The organism is Vagococcus jeotgali (assembly GCF_035918315.1).
Taxonomy (GTDB): domain Bacteria; phylum Bacillota; class Bacilli; order Lactobacillales; family Vagococcaceae; genus Vagococcus; species Vagococcus jeotgali.
This window is the reverse complement of record NZ_CP142146.1, coordinates 401637-425729: the sequence shown is the minus strand read 5'-3', so window position 1 is coordinate 425729 and position 24093 is coordinate 401637. Positions and strand designations below refer to the sequence as shown.

At 32.7% G+C, this 24093-nt stretch carries 15 protein-coding genes and 2 pseudogenes; 5 read left to right on the top strand and 12 right to left on the bottom strand.

From position 1 onward, the window contains the following. Positions 1–27 precede the first annotated feature (27 nt). The 5 genes from VSF34_RS02205 to VSF34_RS02185 form a co-directional block, all read right to left on the bottom strand. Entirely contained in the window at positions 28–1305 is a 1278-nt protein-coding gene (locus VSF34_RS02205) for an ISL3 family transposase (RefSeq protein ID WP_326716709.1), read from the bottom strand. Between the two features lie 155 nt (positions 1306–1460). Then, the gene (locus tag VSF34_RS02200; protein WP_326717474.1) at positions 1461–3401 is read right to left on the bottom strand and encodes an ABC-F family ATP-binding cassette domain-containing protein; all 1941 of its coding nucleotides are present in this window, start codon (positions 3399–3401) and stop codon (positions 1461–1463) included. 129 nt (positions 3402–3530) lie between these two features. Then, positions 3531–4379, bottom strand: a complete 849-nt coding sequence (licT, locus tag VSF34_RS02195; RefSeq protein WP_326717473.1) for a BglG family transcription antiterminator LicT — start codon at positions 4377–4379, stop codon at positions 3531–3533. A gap of 78 nt (positions 4380–4457) precedes the next feature. Then, positions 4458–6347 carry a beta-glucoside-specific PTS transporter subunit IIABC gene (locus VSF34_RS02190; RefSeq protein ID WP_326717472.1) on the bottom strand — a complete coding sequence of 630 codons (1890 nt, stop codon included), beginning with the start codon at positions 6345–6347 and terminating at the stop codon, positions 4458–4460. Between the two features lie 295 nt (positions 6348–6642). Further along, positions 6643–7959, bottom strand: a complete 1317-nt coding sequence (locus VSF34_RS02185; RefSeq protein WP_326717471.1) for an APC family permease — start codon at positions 7957–7959, stop codon at positions 6643–6645. Between the two features lie 140 nt (positions 7960–8099). Here VSF34_RS02185 and VSF34_RS02180 point away from each other — a divergent pair. From VSF34_RS02180 to VSF34_RS02170, 3 genes and pseudogenes are all read left to right on the top strand, one after another. Further along, positions 8100–8971: pseudogene (locus VSF34_RS02180) on the top strand (IS256 family transposase). A gap of 511 nt (positions 8972–9482) precedes the next feature. After that, positions 9483–10199, top strand: a complete 717-nt coding sequence (locus VSF34_RS02175) for a YebC/PmpR family DNA-binding transcriptional regulator (RefSeq protein ID WP_326717470.1) — start codon at positions 9483–9485, stop codon at positions 10197–10199. Positions 10200–10408: 209 nt separating this feature from the next. Continuing rightward, a complete protein-coding gene (locus tag VSF34_RS02170; RefSeq protein WP_326716709.1) occupies positions 10409–11686 on the top strand; it encodes an ISL3 family transposase in 1278 nt (425 codons plus the stop codon). Between the two features lie 115 nt (positions 11687–11801). On the opposite strand, the gene VSF34_RS02165 is transcribed toward VSF34_RS02170, so the two are convergent. The 7 genes from VSF34_RS02165 to VSF34_RS02135 all read right to left on the bottom strand — a co-directional run bounded on the left by VSF34_RS02165 (position 11802) and on the right by VSF34_RS02135 (position 20730). Then, positions 11802–12494 carry an N-acetylmannosamine-6-phosphate 2-epimerase gene (locus VSF34_RS02165; RefSeq protein ID WP_326717469.1) on the bottom strand — a complete coding sequence of 231 codons (693 nt, stop codon included), beginning with the start codon at positions 12492–12494 and terminating at the stop codon, positions 11802–11804. 69 nt (positions 12495–12563) lie between these two features. Beyond that, positions 12564–13523 carry an IS30 family transposase gene (locus VSF34_RS02160; protein WP_326717468.1) on the bottom strand — a complete coding sequence of 320 codons (960 nt, stop codon included), beginning with the start codon at positions 13521–13523 and terminating at the stop codon, positions 12564–12566. A 275-nt stretch (positions 13524–13798) separates the two neighbouring features. Continuing rightward, entirely contained in the window at positions 13799–15040 is a 1242-nt protein-coding gene (locus VSF34_RS02155) for an IS256 family transposase (protein ID WP_326717467.1), read from the bottom strand. 211 nt (positions 15041–15251) lie between these two features. After that, entirely contained in the window at positions 15252–16397 is a 1146-nt protein-coding gene (locus VSF34_RS02150) for a mannitol-1-phosphate 5-dehydrogenase (RefSeq protein ID WP_326717466.1), read from the bottom strand. A gap of 2 nt (positions 16398–16399) precedes the next feature. Continuing rightward, positions 16400–16837 (bottom strand): PTS mannitol transporter subunit IIA, encoded by a 438-nt coding sequence (locus tag VSF34_RS02145; RefSeq protein ID WP_326717465.1) that lies wholly within the window; start codon positions 16835–16837, stop codon positions 16400–16402. A gap of 14 nt (positions 16838–16851) precedes the next feature. Continuing rightward, positions 16852–18909, bottom strand: a complete 2058-nt coding sequence (locus tag VSF34_RS02140; protein WP_326717464.1) for a BglG family transcription antiterminator — start codon at positions 18907–18909, stop codon at positions 16852–16854. Between the two features lie 54 nt (positions 18910–18963). Further along, positions 18964–20730: a PTS mannitol transporter subunit IIBC gene (locus VSF34_RS02135; RefSeq protein WP_326717463.1), complete on the bottom strand. Its 1767-nt coding sequence runs from the start codon at positions 20728–20730 to the stop codon at positions 18964–18966. A gap of 247 nt (positions 20731–20977) precedes the next feature. On the opposite strand from VSF34_RS02135, the pseudogene glmS reads away from it, so the two are divergent. Together glmS and VSF34_RS02125 are read left to right on the top strand one after the other, a co-directional pair. Beyond that, positions 20978–22773, top strand: a pseudogene (gene glmS, locus VSF34_RS02130) (glutamine--fructose-6-phosphate transaminase (isomerizing)). A 623-nt stretch (positions 22774–23396) separates the two neighbouring features. Beyond that, positions 23397–24092, top strand: a complete 696-nt coding sequence (locus tag VSF34_RS02125; RefSeq protein WP_326717999.1) for a 5-oxoproline transporter, DUF969 family subunit — start codon at positions 23397–23399, stop codon at positions 24090–24092. The last annotated feature ends 1 nt before the right edge of the window (position 24093 follow it).

Sequence of the window (24093 nt, the reverse complement as noted above, 5' to 3'; positions counted from 1 at the left end):
AAGGGGGATTTTTCCTCCTTCTTCTTTTTAATTAAATTGAAATGATTGACCTTGAATAAGGAAAATCCGTCGCTTAAAAGTTAAGAAATTTCGGTAACCATAGGCTGTTCGTTTGATAGCTTTGATTCGGTTGTTAATTCCTTCTAAAAAACCATTTGAATAAGAATAATTTAAAGCATTGGTAACACCTTGCCTGAAGGTTTGGAATGTTTTGAATTTGGCTTTAAATTCCTTAGGAAGCTCATTAGAGATAGAATGAGTTAATTCTAAAAATAAGTCTGAATCCTTTGTTTCATAAGCATATTTTAACTCTTGTATATAATCATATGCGATTTTTATAGTTGAGTTATAGGAAAGAAGTTCTTCAATGACACCAACTTGTGTCATACTTTTATTGAAAAGAGGATAATTACTATATGTAGTGGCACTTAATTGACTAGAGTCTTTTAAAAATAGTTTCCAATATTTTTTTATTCTCCGGTATTGTTTTGCTTCTTCATTATCATAACGTTTTAATTGATTCATTTCTTTTATTCTTAGTTGATTAAAAGAACGATTGATATGCTGAATGATATGGAATCTATCTGTCACAATCTCTGCATGTGGAAATACAGTTTTAAGAAGGCCACCGTAGTTGGCATTCATATCCATGACGAGAAACTTCACTTTTAACCGCTCTTTTCTGGAGTATTTCAGGAAGTACTTAATAAGAGAGAAGAGACGTCTATCTGGTAAAATATCAATAATCTTTTTACTTTCAGCATCAGCACAAATAAAGCTCATACCAGATTGACATGACTTAGTTGATTTAAATTCATCGACACATAGTACTTTTGGTAGATGTTGAAAGTTGGTTAGACAGTGGTTGGTAAAGTCGTATAAAACACGTTGTACCGTGTTATCAGAAACATGATGGAATCTAGCGATCTCTTTTCTTGAACGATCTTCTTTCAAATCTAAGGCGATTTGATACTTTAATGTTTTCGATATATGACAATAGTCATCGACTAACGCAGTATCAGCACTGAATGTTGTATGACATTCTTTACATAGATATCGTTCTCTTTTAAGTTCTAAATAAGTTGTGACCCTATTAAACTCTGGTAGTTGTGTTTTAGTAGTATAAGTACCATTTTTAACACACGTATTCTGATGACAAGAGGGGCATATTCTGTCTGGAGACGTTAGTCTTCCCCTTATTATATTTGAGCGTCTACCTCTAATAGTAGCCTCAGTTAACCAATCTTTTTCAAAAATAATAGATTTGTCTGTTAAATTAAGTAATTTTCTAGTATGATTATCCATGGGAACATCCTCCTAATAATTTGGTTTTTGTCGACTTTATTTTATCATGTTTGGATGTTCCTTTTTGTATTTAAAAACAAAAAATCGTATTAATGGAAACTATCCATCAACACGATTTATTATAGACCCATTTGTTTTAACGATAAATTAATACCCTACTCTAATTCTTCAAGTTGTAGGGAAGCTTCTTCCCACTCCTCTAATACTTGTTCTTGTTTGTTATATAGACCTTGTAAAGTTTTGTCCAGTTCTTGCAGTAACACATGATCCTCTAAACTCTCAGGCTCACCCATCTTAGCTTGTACAGTATCAATCTCTGCTTCAACCTCATGTAAGAGTGCTTCTAGAGCTTCAACTTGTCTGTCTAATTTTCGTTTTTCTTTTTGTTTTTCTTTGGATGCCTCATAGCTTAATTTTGTTTCTGTCTCAACCACAACCACATCACTTGTCTCTGGATTTAGTAGGGCTTGACGTTCTTCTTCTTCAGCTTTTTTCTCCAAATAATAGTCATAATTACCGTGATAGAAGGTACTACCCTCATTAGATAATTCTAAAACTCCTGTAGCAATTCGGTTAATAAAATACCTATCGTGTGAAACAAATAATAGTGTCCCGTCATACTCGATTAAAGCATTTTCTAATACTTCTTTACTATCAATATCCAAATGGTTAGTAGGCTCATCTAATATCAGTAGATTATCATGTTTCATAGCTAGTTTGGCTAACGCCACACGGGCGCGCTCCCCACCACTTAGTAAATTAATTGTCTTTTTCACATCTTCTCCGGAAAATAGAAAACTACCTAGTAAAGTTCTAATATCTTTTTCAGGTACAGTCCTATGCTCACTCCAAATTTCTTCTAAAACAGTCTGATTTCCAGTCAAATGACTTTGTTCCTGATCATAATAACCAATGTTAACTTGGTGACCAAGCTGACACTCTCCTTTTAAGAAAGGAATATCTCCTGTAATACTTTTAAGTAAAGTAGATTTCCCCACACCATTTGGTCCTACTAAAGCAATAGCTTCTTGTTTTTTCATATCTAAATTAATAGGATAAGATAATACGTCGTTTCCGTAACCGACACCTACAGACTCTAAAAGTAATACGTCACGTCCAGAAGGTTGCTCTTGTCTAAAGAGAAAGTGAGCTGACTTTTCATCTCCCATTGGCCTATCAAGTTTATCCATTTTCTCTAATTGCTTACGTCTACTTTGAGCCCGTTTAGTCGTGGAGGCTCTGACAATATTTCTCGCAACAAAGTCTTCTAATTTAGAAATTTCTACTTGTTGCTTTTCATACTCCTTCCACTCAAGCTCTAGTCTTTCAGCTTTTCGATCAAGAAAGTTACTATAATTCCCTTTATAATGAATGACTTTTTGACGACTCACATCATAAACTTCTTGTATGATTTTATCTAGGAAATAACGGTCATGAGAAACCATTAAAATAGCACCACGGTACTGCTGTAAATACTGCTCTAACCAATCTAGTGTTTCAATATCTAAGTGGTTAGTTGGCTCATCTAGTATAAGTAAATTAGGCTTTTCAAGTAAGAGTCTAGCCAGAGCTAAACGTGTTTTTTGACCACCAGATAAATTCTGAATAGGTGTGTCATACCAAGCCTCATCAAAACGAAATCCATGTAAAACAGACTTAATCTCAGACTCATAACCATAGCCGTTTAAATCATTAAACTGTTGCTGCAATGCGTCATAATTTTTAAGTACTTGTTCGTATTCTTTAGGATTTGCTTGAATAGAAGGATCTGAGATGTCATGCTCAAGTCGTCTCAATTCTTTTTCCATATCACGAATATGATCAAAAACACCTAACATCTCTTCCCAAATAGTCTTATCTGAGTCAATACCAGTATGCTGATCCAGGTAACCAATTGTTAAGTTTTTTACTTTAGTTACCTGTCCTTTATCTGCTTCTTCAATACCTGCTAATATCTTAAGTAAGGTAGACTTGCCAGCACCGTTTCTTCCAACAAGAGCAATCCGGCTATTATCTTGTACTTCTAATTGTATGTTTTCAAATAATACTTCTTCACCAAAGAGTCTAGCAACTTGGTTTGCTTGTAATAAAATCATAATATCCTCCGCTTTTTCACTATTAAGGTAAGTGTATCATAAGTCAGTCTGTCTGACTTATAATTTAATCAAATATAAGTTCAAAAAAAGAGATGGCACCAGGCATCATCTCTTTTTTGTTAAAACTCTTTATTTTCTTTTTTTATGTTGCTCAATGACCCTGTGGATATGAATAACGAGATAGATCACTTCAGCATCTTGAACGGTAATAGATTTTGATGTTTCTAAGTATTCTCTAATCCTCAAGCTACAGTTAAAGGCAGCTGGGTACTTACCTTGGATTAGTGCATATAAAAACTCATCTGGCTCTTCCTGGATCTCATCTTTTAAGATACGCTGAGCAAAATACTGAATATGCGTCATCATTCGCTGATAACTTAGGGAGTCTTCATCAAAAACAATACCAAAATACCGGCTAATAATCCTTAAAATATCTCGCATGATTTCAGTACTTTCAATCGTTAACGTCATATTCTCCGTATTAGCTATATGATTAGCCAAATGAAGCGCAATAAACCCTGCTTCATCATCCTGAAAATCAATATTTAAGCGGTCTCTAACCATCTGACACCCAGTCACCCCAATAGCGTATTCTTGACTATAAAATTTCTTAATTTCAACAATTAAAGGGTTAGGTATTGAAATCCCTTCCTTCATTCGCTCAGTAGCATAAAACAGGTGATCTGTTAGGCTCAGATAAGCTTTTTCTGAATACTCGTGACCTATTCTTTCTTCTGCAAGTAAGATAATTTCTTTTGCTATTTCGATAATATCTGGCCCAGCTTGAGTAATTAATTTTTCTATTTCTAGTGTTTCTTTAGTCGAATCACTGACAAAAACCTTATCTATTAATTCTTCTAAAAGTAAGTCACCAATCTGTTTTTGAAAAGCAATGCCCCTACCCATAACAATCACTTCTTCAGAGTACTCATTTTCAGAAATAACAACATTATTATTTAGAATTTTCTTGATTTTCACGTGTTATTATCCCTTTCTTTAGTATTTCTTCTTGTTATGATTAGTTTAACATCTTCTCTTCGTTCTATAAAGTGATGATTATTTAACTAATACAAGGATATCTTCACCACTCACAACATCTGTCTGCTCTAAATCTAATACATCTAAGTAATCTGCTGAATTAGTCACGACAATAGGTGTGATAATCGATTTACCTGCTTTTTCTAAAGTATCAATATCAAAAGCAACAAGTAAGTCACCTTGTTTAACCTTATCACCTTGCTTAACTTTCACATCAAACCCCTTACCTTCCAGTTCAACTGTGTCCATTCCAATATGAATCAGTACTTCAGCACCCGTATCTGTTGTTAAACCAATAGCATGGCCTGTAGGAAATACTGATGTAACTTCTGCGTCTGAGGGAGCATAAACTTCTCCAACACTTGGTTCAATGGCTAACCCTTTTCCTAACGCTTCTGAGGCAAATACTTCATCTTTGACTTGACTTAATGGTAAAACTTTACCTGTTAAAGGAGATACTAATACATCACGTTTTTCTGATTTTTGGTTTGTTGTTGTCATTTCTTCAGTTGACACTTCCGCGTTTTCTTCAGCTGAGGCTTCTAAATCAAATCCTAACACTAACGTTAAAACAAATGAGATAACGATAGCCACAACTGAACCAATAATTCCCATGATTACATTAGATTCCACACCTTCAATTGTACTAATGAAACCTGGGATAGATAGCACACTAATTAACCCACCAGAAAACATTTTAACACCAGCACCTGCAATGATTGCACCACCTACAGCACCACCAATACAAGCTGAAATAAATGGTTTTTTAAGAGGTAACGTTACCCCGTATACTGTTGGTTCTGTGATACCAAAAACTGCAGTTAGCGTTCCAGATACTGCCAATGCTTTTCTTTTTTTACTCTTCGTTCTTAATGCCACAGCTAAGGCTGCTCCTGCTTGAGCAAGAACTGCTGCAAGTAGCATAGGAGTCATTGTATCAAAATTATTCATTGTTAAATTATTTAAAGCAATAGGAATGAATCCCCAGTGCATACCAAACATCACAAAAACTTGCCATAAACCACCCATAACAGCACCAGCAATGATCGGACTAAAGTTAAAGATAGCATCATATAAATTACCTAAACCTACACCGATAATCGTTCCTAAAGGTCCAATAACAATAAAAGTTAGAGGTACCATAACCAAGATAGTTAACATTGGAACTAAAATAATCTTCAAGAAATCAGGAACAATTTTTTTAGCCCCTTTTTCAATATACTTTTGCAACCAAACAAATAAAATAATTGGAATAACAGTTTGCATATAACCTGTTGGTCCGATAATGACTGGAATACCTAAAAAGTTAATTGCCACTTGTTCTGCCGCCATTTGAGTAATACTTGGGTATAAAAGTGCCCCAACAACTGCTACAGAGATAAACGGATCTGATTTAAATTTCTTAGCAGCTGTATAAGCGATTGCAAATGGTAAAAATTGCATAAAACCATCAGAAGCTGCAAATAAAATTTGGTAAACACCAGACTGCTCACTTACCCAACCAAATAAAACAAATAAAGTTAATAATCCTTTTAAAACCCCAGTTCCAGCTAATGCACCTAAGAAGGGAGTGAATACACCTGAAATGATATCAACAAATTGATTAAAAATGTTACCTTTTGGTGTATCTTCCTCACTAGATGAAGCCCCACTCAACCCTGATACTTCCAATAAGTCTTGATAAACATCTTTCACATGGCTACCAATAACAACCTGATACTGTCCACCACTTTGGACTACTGTAATAACACCTGAATGATTTTTGATTTTTTCAGTCTGAGCTTTTGACTCATCTTTTAATTTAAACCTTAACCTCGTGGCACAATGAACCACACTAATAACATTTTCCTTGCCCCCAACTAAAGTTAAAACATCTGTGGCTAATTCCTTATTACTTTGCTTTGACATATGTCTTCCTCCTAAGTATTTTTATGACAACAAAAAAACCTAAATTGAAAAAAATAGACATACAAAGTGCACCCTAAAAAGTGGGTAGTCCTCGTACATATGACTTTCTTTCAATTTAGGTTTTGCCTGCCTAACAGTCACAATCCTATAATCTACTTAAATACTAACATGCTTCTTTTTAATTGTAAACCTTTTCAGTTATAAAAAGATTATTTATTTTTTTAATAATTCTTATTTTCAAATAAAAAATAGAGGAGAATGAGCGTATCACCTCCTCTATTTTTTCTATTAAGCTTTATTTGGTCGCCCCTGTAACTTGTTGTTTAGATTTTGTTACAGCTGCTGGTTCATCTTTTTTTCTAATACTTGTAAAGTACATAATCAGTCCTCTACCAAAAACGACAAGAGCCACAATTAATACTTTTACTGTAAAGTTTGTTAATAAGTACATAGAAATAATTAATGCGATAATTGGGATTGTATACCCACCTTTTAGCTTAAATCCTTGGTTAGGAAACTGTCCATTGTGTTTAAATTTGATTACCGCTAAAATCGATGGTACGTACTGAATAAATGAGGCAAGTACGATACAAGCTACTAAGAAAATATAGCCAAACGACACTAAAATCACACTAATAACTGTTGTAAATAATATAGCTACCCAAGGAGCACCATGACTGTTTTCTTTGGTAAACATACTTGGTAATAAGTTATGCTCTTTAGCTAAAGACTTAGCTAAAACAGGTGTACTAAATGAAATAGCAAAGGCTACTCCAAAAATAGAAACCAGCATCCCAATAATAATTAACACATAGGCCCAGTGACCTACTGTCGAGTCAAGCGCATTAGCAATTGGAATATCATACTTCACAATACTACTACCTAAAATTCCAATAACAATCGCTTGGACTAGCACATAAAGCACCATAACAGTCATCATAACTGTAATCAAAGTCTTAGGAATATTCTTTTGTGGATTATCCATTTGCGCTGCAGCTACTGGAATAAATGAAAAGCCTGTGAACATGTAAAATACGACACTAAAAGCTTTACCAAAGTGCCCGGAAAAACTACTAAATCCAGTCACACTTGAAGGTACTAAAGGCTTAAAGTTAGCAAATTTAATAAAAAATACACCTAGAACAATAAAAAATACAATAGTTCCTATTTTAAAAACAGAGGATACATTATCAATCTTCTTAACAATAGTTGTACCAAATAAATTAATCACTGCTAATATCAATATCATGCCTACTGGGAAAGCATATTTCATAATTGGTCCACCCATTGCTGGAAATAAGTTTTTAAGAACTCGTAATAACGCCACTGACTCGGCAGCTAGAGTTAAGCATCCTAAAAACCATGAAAATAAGCCAATTTGAAAGCCTGTAAACTTACCAAAAGCATTATAAGAATATAACCATGCTGCTCCTGACCCTGAAAAACGACTAGATAAATCTGCGTAACACAGGGCGATCATACTAACAGTTAATGCTGCAACAAACAGTACTAAAATACTTGTTACACCAATATCTTTATAAATATCTTGCGGTAGTAAGAAAGCTCCTGATCCAATAATAGCGTTAATACCTAAAAAAACAGATAGATGCAAAGGACATCTTTTTTGGTGATGATGCTGCTGGTGGATAGCGTAAAATATTTTGTGTAAATAGAAATTTAGGGTAGAAAAAAAGAAAGTCCATTCTGTAAAATTAAAGTTACCACACAGAAATTTTAGAGGAGGACTTTCTCATGAATAATTTTACTACAGAAATTATGGAAACACTAATCAATAAAGGTGATTTGGATGATTTGTTTCGCCATCATCTAGAGCTAGCTATTAATTCATTATTAAAAGCTGAACTAACAGCATTTCTTGACTATGAAAAATATGATAGATCTGGATTTAAGAAAGAACTTTAGAGGCTAAATACTCAGTTGTTTTTATGGATGCTACTCATATTCCAGTAAAAAGGAAAACCGTAGCAAAAGAAGCTATTTACATAGTAATTTGTATCCGGTTAGATGGAACCAAAGAAGTTCTAGGATTTACTACTGCTCCAACTGAATCTGCCTACATTTGGAAAGAGATACTTCAAGACCGTGGTTTAGAAGAGGTTTTATTAGTTGTAACTGATGGTTTAAGCGGTATTCACGATAGTATCCATAGTGTCTATCCAAATGCTCAATTTCAACAATGTTGTGTTCATGTCTCTAGAAATATTGCTCATAAAGTTCGTGTTAAGAATAGAAAAGAAATCTGTGATGATTTTAAAACTGTCTATCAAGCTCTTTCAAAAGAGGAAGCAATTGAACAAGTAACTTTTATGACAGAAAAATGGAAAAAGCAGTATCCACGAGTTGTGAAGTTACTCATGAATCCTGCTATATTAACTTTCTATAACTTCTCGCCATCAATCAGAAGAACTATCTACTCAACTAACTTGATTGAAGGATTCAATAAACAGTTAAAAAAATATACAAAGAGAAAAGAACAATTTCCTAATGAAGAATCGCTGGAGAGATTCCTTGTTTCTCAGTTCAATGAATATAACCAAAAGTTTTTAGGTAGAGTGCATAAAGGATTTAAGGAAATTCAAGATACATTAGAATCAATGTTTTAACTTAAAATAATGGAATGGATTTTCCATTTACACATAATTCTTGACACAACCAGAGGTGTATCTAAATCAGCATTTTTCTCATTAATATTATAATCATTGGAAGCTAAAATATTATATATCTTTATTAGATACAGCTTTTAATAAGGTTCCTGGGGGATATGAAGTCATGGTTATCCCTCCTATTTTTTGAGTTTTAGTTTGGTTAATATTATTGAATGGTTCAGTCTTTTGATAACAACCTGAAAGTAAACTAGTGGAAAAAGTAGCAAATAAACATAGTTTTTAAAAACGTGTCACGTTTTCTCCTCCTTTTATCTATGATTAGTTTAGTATTTTTAAAATAAATAGTAAACTGCTATGCTTAAGAATAAGATTAAGAGCTCATGACATGTTGATTTTTATTAATTATTCATAAAAAAGCCTTTAATATTTAGCTATTTACAAGTATAATGAAACAGGAAATTTCATCAGAACAATTTGATAAACAAAAGAAAGAGAAGTGACAAATAAAATGGGACGTAAATGGGCTAATATTGTAGCTAAAAAAACAGCTAAAGATGCAAATAATAGCAAAATATATGCAAAATTTGGAATTGAAATCTATGCAGCAGCAAAATCAGGTGACCCTGATCCAGAAACGAACCAAAAATTACGCTTTGTTATTGATCGTGCTAAAACATATAATGTACCAAAACATATTATTGATCGTGCGATTGAAAAGGCAAAAGGCTCAGGAGATGAGACTTATTCAGAACTACGCTATGAAGGCTTTGGACCAAATGGCTCAATGGTGATTGTTGATACATTAACGAATAACGTTAACCGTACAGCAGCAGATGTGAGAGCTGCCTTTGGTAAAAATGGTGGTAATATGGGTGTATCAGGTGCTGTAGCATATATGTTTGATAATACAGCAATTTTTGGTTTTGAAAGTGAAGATGCTGAGGACATATTTGAGTATTTAATGGAAGAAGATATTGATGTACGTGATGTTTTTGATGAAGATGATCAAGTCATCGTTTACGGAGAAGTTGTAGATTTTCATGCTATTCAAGAAGCTTTAAAAGCAAAAGGTATTGAAGAATTTTCAATTGCTGAGATTCAAATGTTACCTCAAACAGAAGTGACTTTGTCAGATGAGGACGTGGCACAATTTGAAAAAATGATTGATGCCTTAGATGAGTTGGAAGATGTTCAAAGTATCTATCATAATGTTGAGTTAGATTAATTAAGTACAGGTTTAGGATATCATGTATATCTTAAGCCTGTTTTTTTATTCCACTGAGTGGCATGATGAATAGAAAAAAGGGGTCTATAATAAATCGTGTTGATGGATAGTTTCCATTAATACGATTTTTTGTTTTTAAATACAAAAAGGAACATCCAAACATGATAAAATAAAGTCGACAAAAACCAAATTATTAGGAGGATGTTCCCATGGATAATCATACTAGAAAATTACTTAATTTAACAGACAAATCTATTATTTTTGAAAAAGATTGGTTAACTGAGGCTACTATTAGAGGTAGACGCTCAAATATAATAAGGGGAAGACTAACGTCTCCAGACAGAATATGCCCCTCTTGTCATCAGAATACGTGTGTTAAAAATGGTACTTATACTACTAAAACACAACTACCAGAGTTTAATAGGGTCACAACTTATTTAGAACTTAAAAGAGAACGATATCTATGTAAAGAATGTCATACAACATTCAGTGCTGATACTGCGTTAGTCGATGACTATTGTCATATATCGAAAACATTAAAGTATCAAATCGCCTTAGATTTGAAAGAAGATCGTTCAAGAAAAGAGATCGCTAGATTCCATCATGTTTCTGATAACACGGTACAACGTGTTTTATACGACTTTACCAACCACTGTCTAACCAACTTTCAACATCTACCAAAAGTACTATGTGTCGATGAATTTAAATCAACTAAGTCATGTCAATCTGGTATGAGCTTTATTTGTGCTGATGCTGAAAGTAAAAAGATTATTGATATTTTACCAGATAGACGTCTCTTCTCTCTTATTAAGTACTTCCTGAAATACTCCAGAAAAGAGCGGTTAAAAGTGAAGTTTCTCGTCATGGATATGAATGCCAACTACGGTGGCCTTCTTAAAACTGTATTTCCACATGCAGAGATTGTGACAGATAGATTCCATATCATTCAGCATATCAATCGTTCTTTTAATCAACTAAGAATAAAAGAAATGAATCAATTAAAACGTTATGATAATGAAGAAGCAAAACAATACCGGAGAATAAAAAAATATTGGAAACTATTTTTAAAAGACTCTAGTCAATTAAGTGCCACTACATATAGTAATTATCCTCTTTTCAATAAAAGTATGACACAAGTTGGTGTCATTGAAGAACTTCTTTCCTATAACTCAACTATAAAAATCGCATATGATTATATACAAGAGTTAAAATATGCTTATGAAACAAAGGATTCAGACTTATTTTTAGAATTAACTCATTCTATCTCTAATGAGCTTCCTAAGGAATTTAAAGCCAAATTCAAAACATTCCAAACCTTCAGGCAAGGTGTTACCAATGCTTTAAATTATTCTTATTCAAATGGTTTTTTAGAAGGAATTAACAACCGAATCAAAGCTATCAAACGAACAGCCTATGGTTACCGAAATTTCTTAACTTTTAAGCGACGGATTTTCCTTATTCAAGGTCAATCATTTCAATTTAATTAAAAAGAAGAAGGAGGAAAAATCCCCCTTCTTCTAATGCCCTTATTTTATCAATTTTTAAATATCAACACGATTTGACGAAGAGCCGAAAAAAGACCAAACATCACCTAAGTAATGTTTAGTCTTTTAGAGCCTCAACAAATCGTGTTGCAATTTCTTTTGGTCTTGTAATGGCACCACCAACTACAATACTAATAACACCTAAGTCCATGATTTGTTTTGCTATTTCGGGGCTATGGATTCCTCCTTCTGCAATAACAGGTAAATGAGCTTCAACTAATTGTTGGATTAATTCAAGATTAGGAACCGGAGAATTAATGGTTTCTTCTGTGTATCCACAAAGAGTCGTTGCGACTATATCGACTCCAGCTTCATATGCTGTTACAGCTTCACTAAAAGTTGCAATATCTGCCATGAGTAGTTGTTTTGGATACTTATCTTTAATTTTTTTGATAAATTCAGGTACAGACAACCCATCATGACGAGCTCTACTTGTACAATCCAGCGCCACAACTTCGACACCAACTTCACACAATTCGTCCACCTCAGTCATAGTTGCTGTAATAAAAGGTAGCTCAGGAGGGTAATCACGCTTAATAATACCTATAATTGGTAAATCAATGACTTCTTTAATTTCTTTGATATCTCGGACAGAATTTGCCCTAATACCTACAGCTCCAGCTTCAAAGGCACTTAGTGCTAGTAGTGGCATGATGCCACCATTTTTTGTATAAAGTGGTTCACCAGGTAGTGCTTGACAGGAAACAATGAGTCCTTTGTTAACAGTTTTAAAAAAAGTGTTTTTTTCCATAATATCCATCCTTTGGAATTAAATGATACTACTATCTTAACACAAACTACTTTTAGAAATTTTCATTTGTCAAATTAAGCTAGACAAAATGTCATTGTCTACATAGCTCAAAAATACTTCTAATGGTGTTTTATAGTTTAATGATTTTCTAGGAATATTATTTCTTTTGGATGCAACAGATTGAATGAAAGATTCATCAACTTCGTTGAAATCCATTTTCTTAGGCAATCCATCCTTACGCAATAGCCCATTAGAATTTTCATTTAAACCTCGTTGTGAAGGTGTACCAGGGTCAGCAAAGTAGATATCAATATCATTTAAGTTACTGATAGATTTCCAGTTAGAAAATTCTTTGCCACAATCAAATGTGATAGATTTAAACAAGTGATTAGGGCATTTTTTTAACCATTCATTTAAGCTATTCTCAATATCTATAGCGTGTCTCCCTGTTGGCTTTAAGGTAATAATAACTTTTGATAACCTTTCAACTAATGTAATAACAGCACTTTTATGATTTTTCCCAACAATAGTGTCACCTTCTAGGTGACCAAATTCATTTTGAAACTCGTTATGCTCAGCGTCTCTCTGATGAATGGTTCGTTTAAATGCTTGTTTACCTCGTTTTTCTTTATGCCCATTAGGTTTTCTTTTACCTTTCATTGGTAAAGTTGTGGAATCAAAAGATTCACGCGAGAACAATCTATAAAGTGTCCGAACAGAACAAGAAATAGAAATCTCAGCACGACCGATAATCACGTCAGGAGTCCATCCTTGAGCCACTTTGTTTTGAATATATTTTGTTTCATTATCAGGTAAAGAAATAGGACGCCTTCCACATTTCTTTTTATTTTTTTTGTATCTTTGATAGTAATCTAGAATAGATAATCCCTCATTTAAAGCGTTGTAAACATTATAAATAGTTTGTCTTGATCTTTTTAAAGTATCAGCAACATGTTTAACTTTTTTAGCTTGGTGATAATAAGATTCTATTAAAACAAGCTCGTCTGTAGTAAGATGTATATAGGTCATTTGTGATCACTCTCCTTGTTTTCTTTCGTCGGGAATACAATTTGGACAATTTGAGTGTATCACAAATGATTTTTTTATTTGTCTAGCTTAATTTGGGTTTGTCAAGTTAAGTGTGTAAATTCCTTAAAAATAAAAATAGAAACTCAATTTGACAATGAGTCGTCCTGTGATAATCTCTAGGAATAAGAGGGTATTTTTAATAAACCTCTTGTCCCGATAAAAAATCGCAGGACGAGAGACTCGTTGTCAAATTTTATATGTCTCACTTATTTTGATTAGTAACGATTATATTTTTCGACACGTTTTGAAAAAGAGTCGTTGACCGTTAATTGGTTAAGCACCATAGCCCAATTATGAACATGCCCACCTTCCCATTTACTTTGAAGTTCTTTCACTCGAAGATATAATAGCTTAAGAAGGGCATTCTCATTAGGGAAAGCTCCTTTTTTAGTTACCTTGCGGAAACTAGAGTGAACACTTTCTACAGCATTTGTCGTGTACATTATTTTTCGAATAGCTGAGCCGTAATCAAATAATTGTTCGATATGGTGGAAATTTCTTTTCCAAACATCAATAGCTCCAGGATAGACTGCCCACTTTGTTTGAAAGGTATCAAAAGCTGTTTGAGCCGCTTTTAAAGAGGAGGCACTGTAAAAAGACTTCATATCCTTACAAACCTCTTTATAACTTTTACTTGGCACATAACGAAGGGCATTTCTAACTAAATGGACCAGACAACGTTGAACGACAACACCTGGGAAAATAGCTTTGGCTCCATTTTCAAGCCCTGATACACCATCCATTGAAATAAACAAAATATCTTCAACGCCACGCTCTTTAATCTCATCAAAAATCTGCATCCATCTATTTTTCGATTCTGTTTGATTTAGCCAAAGACCTAGAATTTCTTTATTTCCTTTTAAATCATAACCAAGAATTGTATACACCGCACATTCTTTCACTTCATAATTTTCTCTTAGAGTGACATACATACAATCGACAAACAAGAAGGCATAGCATTTGGCCAGAGGTCTGATTTGCCATTCCTCAAGTTCTGGTAATATTTGATCTGTGATATCCGACACCATATCATGAGAAATAGTAAAACCATAAATATCTTCAATTGTCGAGGCAATATCTCGTTGACTCATGCCTTTGGCATACATAGAAAGAACTTTTCCTTCAATACTTGAAACGTCTCTGCTTCTTTTAGGAATAATTTCTGGCTCAAAAGAAGCGTCTCTATCTCTAGGAACCTGAATGTCTAATTCACCAAAACTTGTTTTTAATTTTTTATTTCCATATCCATTCCGTCTGTTTTGAGTTTCTTTTTCTTGTCTTGACTGATTCTCATAACCTAAATGATTATCTAATTCTCCACGAAGCATTGCTTCAAACATCGGTCCAAAAACATCTTTTAGGGCTTCTTGCATGTCTTCAACCGATTCTGGTTGATAGGCATCAATAATTGATTGAGCTAACTTCGCTGATTTTTGATCTTTTTTCTTTTTTGTCATGACTTACCACTCCTTTAATCTATTGTAAAAAAAGAAAAACCGCGAAGCAACCCACTACCTAGGATGGTAGGTTACTTACACGGTTTATATTACACTCTCCAAATTTGAGAAAATTCTCAAATTCATCATCTTCAATATTTGCCTCATCAGTCCGATTTGACAAAGAGCCGATAAATGCAACATATCAAGATAGTATGATTTTCTTATTTATTTAATTTTTTTCATAAGTTACTTTAATTTGATTAATTAAATGTTCATCCTCTAGCCCAGTAACTCTTCTTATAACATCTTCAATTGTGTTATTTTTAATCATCTCTTGTAATTCAACACTTTGCTCATCGTCCTTGTCCTGATAATGCAGTACTTTAGAGACAGTATCAATTAAATAGTTATAAGCTAAACCTCTTTCTTTTAATTCTCTAGTGGGACATATAAAACGTTCATTATAGCCTAGTTTTCTAATTGGTGTTCTTGCCACTCGACTAATATCATCAGAAATATAGGGGTTTTCAAATCGTTTTATAATTTTTTCAATATATCGTTTGTGGTCATCTTTATCAAATCCCCACTTATCTACCAATAAATTTCCTGTTTCTGATAATACATGTTTCAGTTGCTCCAATACATCCATATCAGATATCGCCTCTAAAATTGTTTTATATCCCTTACTTGCCCCGGTATAAGCTACAGTTGCATGCCCAGTATTAACAGAAAATAATTTTCGCTCGATATAAGGTTCTAAATCCGAAACATATTCTACATCATCTAATTCAATCTTTTCATTTTTTAAAGTAGATTCATCAACTACCCATTCACAAAATGGTTCAACTGATACAAATAAAGGATCATCATGATGTTGTATTGGAACAATACGATCTACTGCGGCATTTGGAAATCCTATCATTTCATTAACATATTCTAAATCATCATCACCCAGATATTCTGATACTTTATCATATAAAAATTGACTTCCCCCAATCATATTTTCACATGCAATAACATCTAAACTATTTGTATTATTATTCACTCGGCGTTGTTTAATACCTTTAGCAATCAGTTCTGCTATATAAGGGAGTATATTTGGTCCTATAGCTGTTGTTACTATATCTGCTGCAGCAATATTATCAATCACATCCTGAGGGTGTGTAGAACTATTGATTCCATAAACATTCTCTATTTTTATTTTTTCTTGATTTTCATCAGCAATTTCAATTAGATATTCTTTTCTATTATTTAATTCATCTATAATGGTGTCATTAATATCAACAAACCCTATTTCAAATCCATTTTTAGATAGAATTTCACCAATGAATCCTCGACCAATATTACCTGCTCCAAAATGAACTGCTTTTAACATAATTACTCTACCTCCTCTAGATACTTAATAATTTCTTCACTTGATTTTGCATCTGCTAATTTTATAACATTCTCAATATTTGAACAGAAAATAGCAATTTTTTGTAAAATATCTAAGTGCTCATCTCCCACACCAGCGATGCCAAAGATAATCATAGCTACATCTTCCGTATCATCTTCTCCAAATTGAACACCTTGAGGAACTTGTAGAATAGAAATACCACTTTTTTTTACATATTTTTTAGATTCATCTGTCCCATGTGGAATGGCAATAAAGTTTCCCATGTAAACAGAAACCATTTCATTTCGCTCAATCATAGATTCTATGTATTCACTTTCTACACAACCATTTTCAACTAATAATCTACCACTGGCTCTTATTGCATCTTCTTTATTATCAAACTGCTGATTTAGTAGTATCATTTCTTTTTTTAATTCCATATCTACTCACCTCTTCAATTTTCTTTTATCTCTTTTACAAACAATGAACTTAATAATTCATATATCATCTTTTCGTTTCCGAATTTGTATATTTCAAGGTTTAAATCATTTTCTATAACAGAACTACTAATTTTACCTAATAACTTTTCTTCTGATTTTTTCATGGGATCAGGTGCTAGAAGTAACAATACTCTATTCATCTGAATGTTTTTTCTATTCATTCCTTCAATTTCAAAAGAAGTACTTAAATCATAAATGCCAAAAAGTGGTTTTTTTATATATTTATTAGCACTATGAAACAACGCAATATTACTATTTGGTATCCCTATTGGCGCGACCTTATATCGTTCAATAACATAATTTAATACCTCATCAACATTAACTAGAAAAGTATTATCTATTGTTAATAGAATATTCTTTATCGTATCTTCTATGGTAATTGAATCTGGAATTCTCCTTAAAACAAAAGATTGCAACAAATTATTCGCAACATAAACTTCTTCATATATTTCTTCAAACGTCATTGCTTCTTTATTAAATATTACTGGTGTTGCAATAGTTGTATCACTTGTCTCAATATTTCCAATAATTGTTTTTATTTCTTGTATCTCTTCATCTAATAAAAGAGGGGATATTACTTTGTAATCTAACGTAAAACCAGGCAAGAAAATAGTCGATAATATTAAATCATATGTTTTATATTCAATATTAGCCATTTCTGATATCTTAGAAATATAGATATTCTCAAATTCAGGTAAGTATTTTTTAATACGACTTTCTAAAATTTTTGATGTGCCTACACCACTAGAACAGATGACCAAAACAGATAGCGATGAACGATTTGGATTCCGTTCATAAGATGTTGCGAAATGAATAATAACATACCCTAGTTCATCATTTGAAAAAATATGTTCTGGAAAAACTACCATTAGTTTTTTTTCAATAACTACTGTTAGCTTTTGATACTTGTCACGAATTTTTTTTAATAAAGGTCTATCAGAATCTTGCATACTTGAAAAAATACGTTTCAATGCAGAAGTCATGTGTGCTAATAAATCATTAAATAATTTCTCATCTGTTTGAAAATTAATAGTCGTTTCATTAGATACTAATCTAATTAATTCTTTGACCTTATAAAATAGCTCTACATCAAAATTATCAATAAATATTGTCTGGTTTTTTTTATAGTTGATCCCTTCAAATTGACTAGCTAAAAATCTAACTTCCTGTGGAGGAATAGAAATTTTCCAAAGTTTTGCTACCTTCATAAGGATCTGACTCGAGATTTGCATGGTATCTGGTTTTACATGCCTCTCCTTAAATTCATTGTCAATAAATTGTTGAGTCTCAATCCTTTGAAGAGAGATACATAAAACGATAAGTAGATACTGGAGTTGGTTATCTGTTATCTTCTCACTATATGCATCATCAATCGAAAACAATAAATGTTTTGCTAAAAATAAATAGTCGTTATCAATCAATCCAAAAAAGAAATTGCCACTTATCCTAGAATGTTCTTCAGATTTATTATTTAGAAAGTTAAAAAAATCATATTCGTTAATTCCATTAAACAACAAATTTCCAAGCAGTTGTCTTCGGCCTTTTTCTAAACCTGATATCTTAACACCTATTCCTTTATTTCGTTGTAACTCTAAATAAAAGTCAGATAAACTTTTTTCAATCGATTTTAAATCCTTTTTAATCGTTGTAGAACTAACTTGAAAATCTAAGGCTAAACTATCTACTTTACACTCTTTATCCATCAGCAATAAAGTTGCTGCAATGGCACTTTGTCTATCTACATTATCTTCAAATACTTCTAACTTTTCATTCATCAAGTAAGCAGATAATTTTTCGATATTAATTTCCTCGCCAATCAATTGATAACCTTCACCCCTAGGCTTTTCAACCTGTATATCAAGAAACTTTAAGGACTTCTCCATACTAGAAATTTCTCGATACACTGTTCTTTTACTTATATTAAATAGGTCTTGAAATTTTTGTATTGTGACACCTTCTGGATAATCAATCATAACTTTCAAGAAATTTTGCTCTCTTGGTGAAAAATACATTTTCTCTCCTCCTTATATAAAACAAGTAAAAAAGAATATCATGTCTTTTATTATCTATTTTTTTAATTCTTGTATTATATAGTCATATTTTTCTGTTGTTACAAAGTTATCTACCAATAAAATATTCCCTTTATACGTTTCAACTAATTTTTTGTTATCTTCATTTACAATCAATAAACCTTCATCCTTATTTACTGCAACTGTAATAGGTAACACATCCACTAAGCATGATAAACCTTCATCTTTAATTAATTTCTTTAACATGGTTGCTCCCATATTCGCAGATCCTTCATTATCTTCATACGCAAATACTATACTTTTCTCATCACCAATACTACTTATTTTTGTTTGTTGATTGTCCAAAATAACATTAGACTTTGAATCATTTTCATTATCTTTCCCCAACAAAGTATCAACAATTTCATCATACCTAGGAGAATCCATAAAATTAGATACTGTGATAAAAGTTGCATTTGGTGCTTTGTTTCTTGCTCTTTCATATAATTCTTCTTGTGTTACAACTAAAGTGTCATGACTATCTACTAGATTATTAATGGCAGAATTTGTAACTGGTAATGATAAACCAGCCTTTTTAACTTTATTTCTTAAAACTGATGCTCCCATTGCACTTGAGCCCATACCGGCATCACAAGCAAATATAATATTCGTAATAGAATCATCAATATTTGAGATATTTCCTTTAGTTTTTGTTACTATTTGTCCTTTACTTTGAGCTTTTTCAGCTTTCATAGCTTTTTGACTTTCAGAAAATGTATTCTCATCACTACTTTTATCAGCTTTCAATATTATTGCAGCAATCAAGAAGGATACAACTGCCCCAACTACAATTCCTAAAATGTTTGCTAAGTATGTTCCTTTTGGTGTCATAGCTAAAATAGCAAATATAGAACCTGGAGAAGCTGCTGCCTGTAAACCTGCTCCTAACAATTGGAATGTAAATGTTCCTGAAACTCCACCAGCAATAACTGCTAATAACAATGCAGGTTTCATCATGACATAAGGGAAATAAATCTCATGGATTCCCCCTAAAAATTGAATAATTATTGCTCCAGGAGCTGATGATTTAGCCGATCCTTTACCAAAAAACGTAAATGCTAGAAGCACACCTAAACCAGGACCTGGATTAGCTTCTAGTAAAAATAGAATTGATTTCCCAGTAGAAGCTACCTGTTCTGCTCCTAGAGGTGTTAATATCCCATGATTTATAGCATTATTTAAAAATAATATTTTTGCAGGTTCAATTAAGATATTAGCTAATGGTAATAAATGCATTGAAATAATGGTCTCTACTCCTTGGGCCATCATATGTGTTAAGCCTGTTACAATTGGACCGATTCCAAAAAAACCTACTATTGCCAATGCAAAGCCAATTAACCCAGATGAGAAATTATTTACTAACATTTCAAATCCTGTTTTTATTTTAGATTGGAAGCTTTCATCAAATTTTTTGATACACCAGCCACCTAATGGTCCCATAATCATAGCTCCGATAAACATTGGTACATCTGAACCAACAATAACCCCCATGGTAGCAATTGCTCCAACGACTGCTCCACGTTGACCATGAACCATATTACCTCCTGTATACCCTATTAACAATGGTAATAAGTATGTTAACATCGGCGATACTAATGTTGCTAGCTGTTCATTTGGCAGCCATCCAGTATCTATAAAGAGTGCTGTAATAACTCCCCAGGCAATAAATGCTCCAATATTTGGCATTACCATTCCAGATAAATGACTACCAAAACGCTGAACCTTTACCTTTAGATTTTTCTTTTCACCCATCTCATTATTCATTTTTCTACCTCCTATTTTTTATAACCTATCTTCAAATCAATCATAACGTTTACATAAAAGGCTTTCAATAAATAGTAGAGGTAACTTTGGCACAAACTAATGTGCCAAAGTTAATAGCCATTTTTATACAGCTATACCAATTATTAATTTTAATTGACTTATAACTTTAAATGTTATAAAATCACTATTGTTAATAAAATCACAATTACTTTTATGTATAGACCAATTAAAGGAAAGCAGGGGTATTATGTGTGGAATTATTGGAGTAGTGGGAAATAATAATACAAAAAATATTTTAATTAAAAGTTTAGAGAAACTAGAATATAGAGGCTACGATTCTGCCGGAATCTTCATTACCGATGATGCTGATACTTTTCTAGTTAAATGTCCTGGTAGTGTAGAAGAACTAAAATCATTAGCTAAAAATATTCCTAATGGTAAAACTGGTATTGGGCAACACACGGAGAACCCAATAGAGAAAATGCTCATCCTCATCAATCTAAAAGTAAACTTTTTTGTCTCGTACATAATGGTGTAATTGAAAATTATATGGATTTAAAAGAGGAGTACTTATCAGATATTGAGTTAAGTGGTGAAACAGATAGTGAAATTTTAGTTGAGTTGATTGATCTATTTAGTAAAAATCATAAAAATACTTTAGAAACGTTAAATGAAACTTTAAAATTGGTTAAAGGATCCTATGCCATTGCTTTAATAAATGAAGCCGAACCTGATACGCTCTATCTTGCTAAAAATAAAAGTCCTCTTTTAATAGGTATCGGAAATAATTGCCATTATGTTGGTAGTGATGCTATGGCAATGATTCATGAAACAAATAAGTTTATTGAAATAATGGATGGAGAACGTATTATTGTTACTCCTAATTGTTTAAATATTTATGACCAAAATCTAGAGAAACAGTATAGACAACCTTATATAACTGAGTTAGATGCATCTGAAACAGAAAAAGGACTTTATCCTTTTTATATGTTAAAAGAGATAGATGAACAACCTGGTGTTATTCGCTCTCTCATTAAAGATTATACTGACAAAGATGGAAAAATAATTATCGATTCAAACATTATTCAAACAATCGAAGAGAGTGACCGTGTTTATATCGTAGGGTGTGGTACGAGTTGGCATGCTGGGCTCGCTGGAAAGTCAATTATTGAAAAACTAACTAATATTCCAGTCGAAGTTCATCTAGCAAGTGAGATGGGATATGACATGCCCGTCCTTTCTAAAAAACCTTTTTTTATTTTTCTAACCCAAAGTGGAGAAACAGCTGATAGTAGACAGGTTTTAGTTAAAGTCAATCAATTAAATCATCCCTCACTAACAATTACTAATGTGAAAGGATCGACCCTTTCTAGAGAAGCAAATTATACATTACTATTAAATGCTGGACCTGAGATTGCAGTTGCCTCTACTAAAGCATATACATCACAAATAGCAGTTATGGCATATCTTGCAAAAGGAGTAGGTGAATCAAAAGAAGTAGCCAAAGCAAAACAATTCGATATTATTCATGAGATGGGAATAGTTGCAGCTGCTATGGATTCCTTAATAAGTGAAAAAGAAATTATTTCTAATTTGAGTAAAGACTATCTCACAGAAACACCAAATGCTTTCTTTATTGGTAGAGAAATCGACTATGCCGTTTCTCTAGAGGGAGCTTTAAAATTAAAAGAAGTATCTTATATACAAGCTGAAGGCTTTGCTGCTGGAGAATTGAAGCATGGAACCATTGCTCTAATTGAGGAAGGAACACCTGTTATCGCCTTAATAACCAATGATACCACTGCTGCACATACAAGAGGAAATGCTAAAGAGGTCGAAAGTAGAGGAGCTAATGTCATTACCATCGTGTCAGATGAGTTAGGTAGAGAATCTGATAGTCTTATTTTACCAAATGTTAACGCTCTTCTCTCCCCACTTATCAGTGTTGTTCCTCTGCAACTCTTAGCATATTATGCTAGTTTACAAAAAGGGTTAGATGTTGATAAACCTAGAAATTTAGCTAAAAGTGTCACAGTTGAATAATTTTTAAACATCATTTTTACAAATTTATTTAGGCTCTTTATCTTATCAATGTGATTTGAGAAAGAGCCTAAATCATATGTTTCAAGCGATAGCTTAGAACAATAAAAATCCCCCCTCTCTTCTAACACTCTGATTTCTTGATTTGGTAAATTCACTCAAAATTTCTTTAATAACTGACAATAACGAAGTAACTAGATTTTTAATACTATGATATTCACCACTTATAGCGATAGCTTTTATATCCCACTGTATCTATCTTACTTCTTAAGCTACCTACGATACTAAACAATACTTAACCTAATTCTACTCCTTTGTAAGCTCTCTTCTTTAATGACTAATTGGCTATCTAATTATAATATAACGATTAACTTTTATATGAGAAAGAAATAAATACCATTACTATTTCACCAAAAAGTTAGTTTAATTCACTAATAAGTCATGATATTAGATACTTATAATTCAATTTTTGATGTCATTTTTCCGTCATTTTAAAAAATATAAAAATCTCATATGCTCTTTTAAAACCCAAAAAAACTATCAATAGACAAATGAAAAAATAATGATAAAATATTTATATGTGTTATTTTTTACATTATATTTTAGAAAGAATGAGGTTTAGTATTATGGATTCAAATGTACTTAGTCTAATTGGTCTATTAATCGTTATTGTCGGTTTTGCTCTTAAATTAGACTCCATTTTAATCGTTGTTGTGGCTATGATTGCAACAGCATTAGCTAGTGGCATGGGTTTTACGGCAATGTTAGATATATTAGGTTCTAGTTTTGTCGCTAACAGAGGGATGGCGATTTTCATTATCATCATGTTAGTGACTGGAACACTAGAGCGAAATGGTTTAAAAGAATCATCTGTTCGTATGATTCAAAAAGTCAAAAAAGTGAATGCTAGTGGGATTGTTTCTATTTATGGTGTCTTTAGAACGGTTTTTGCAGCATTTAACGTGAGTTTTGGTGGGGTAGCTGGGTTTGTTAGTCCGATTGTTTATCCAATGATGGACGGGACAACCGAATCACAAGGTTTTGAAAAAAACGATACTTATTCAGAAGAATTAAAAGGGATGGCTGCTGCCATGGAAAACATCACATGGTTCTTTGGTCAAAACTTATTTATCGGAGGGGCCGGCGCTTTACTGGTTCAATCTACTTTAGCTAGTTTAGGGTATGACGTGACTCTTGTCAGACTGATGATCGTTGAAATTCCAATTGCCTTGATTGCTCTTGTGGCAGCTTGTGTATACTTCCACTTTAAAAATAAACGACTAATCAAGCAATATTTCCAACAAGAAAAGGAAGTGAAATAAC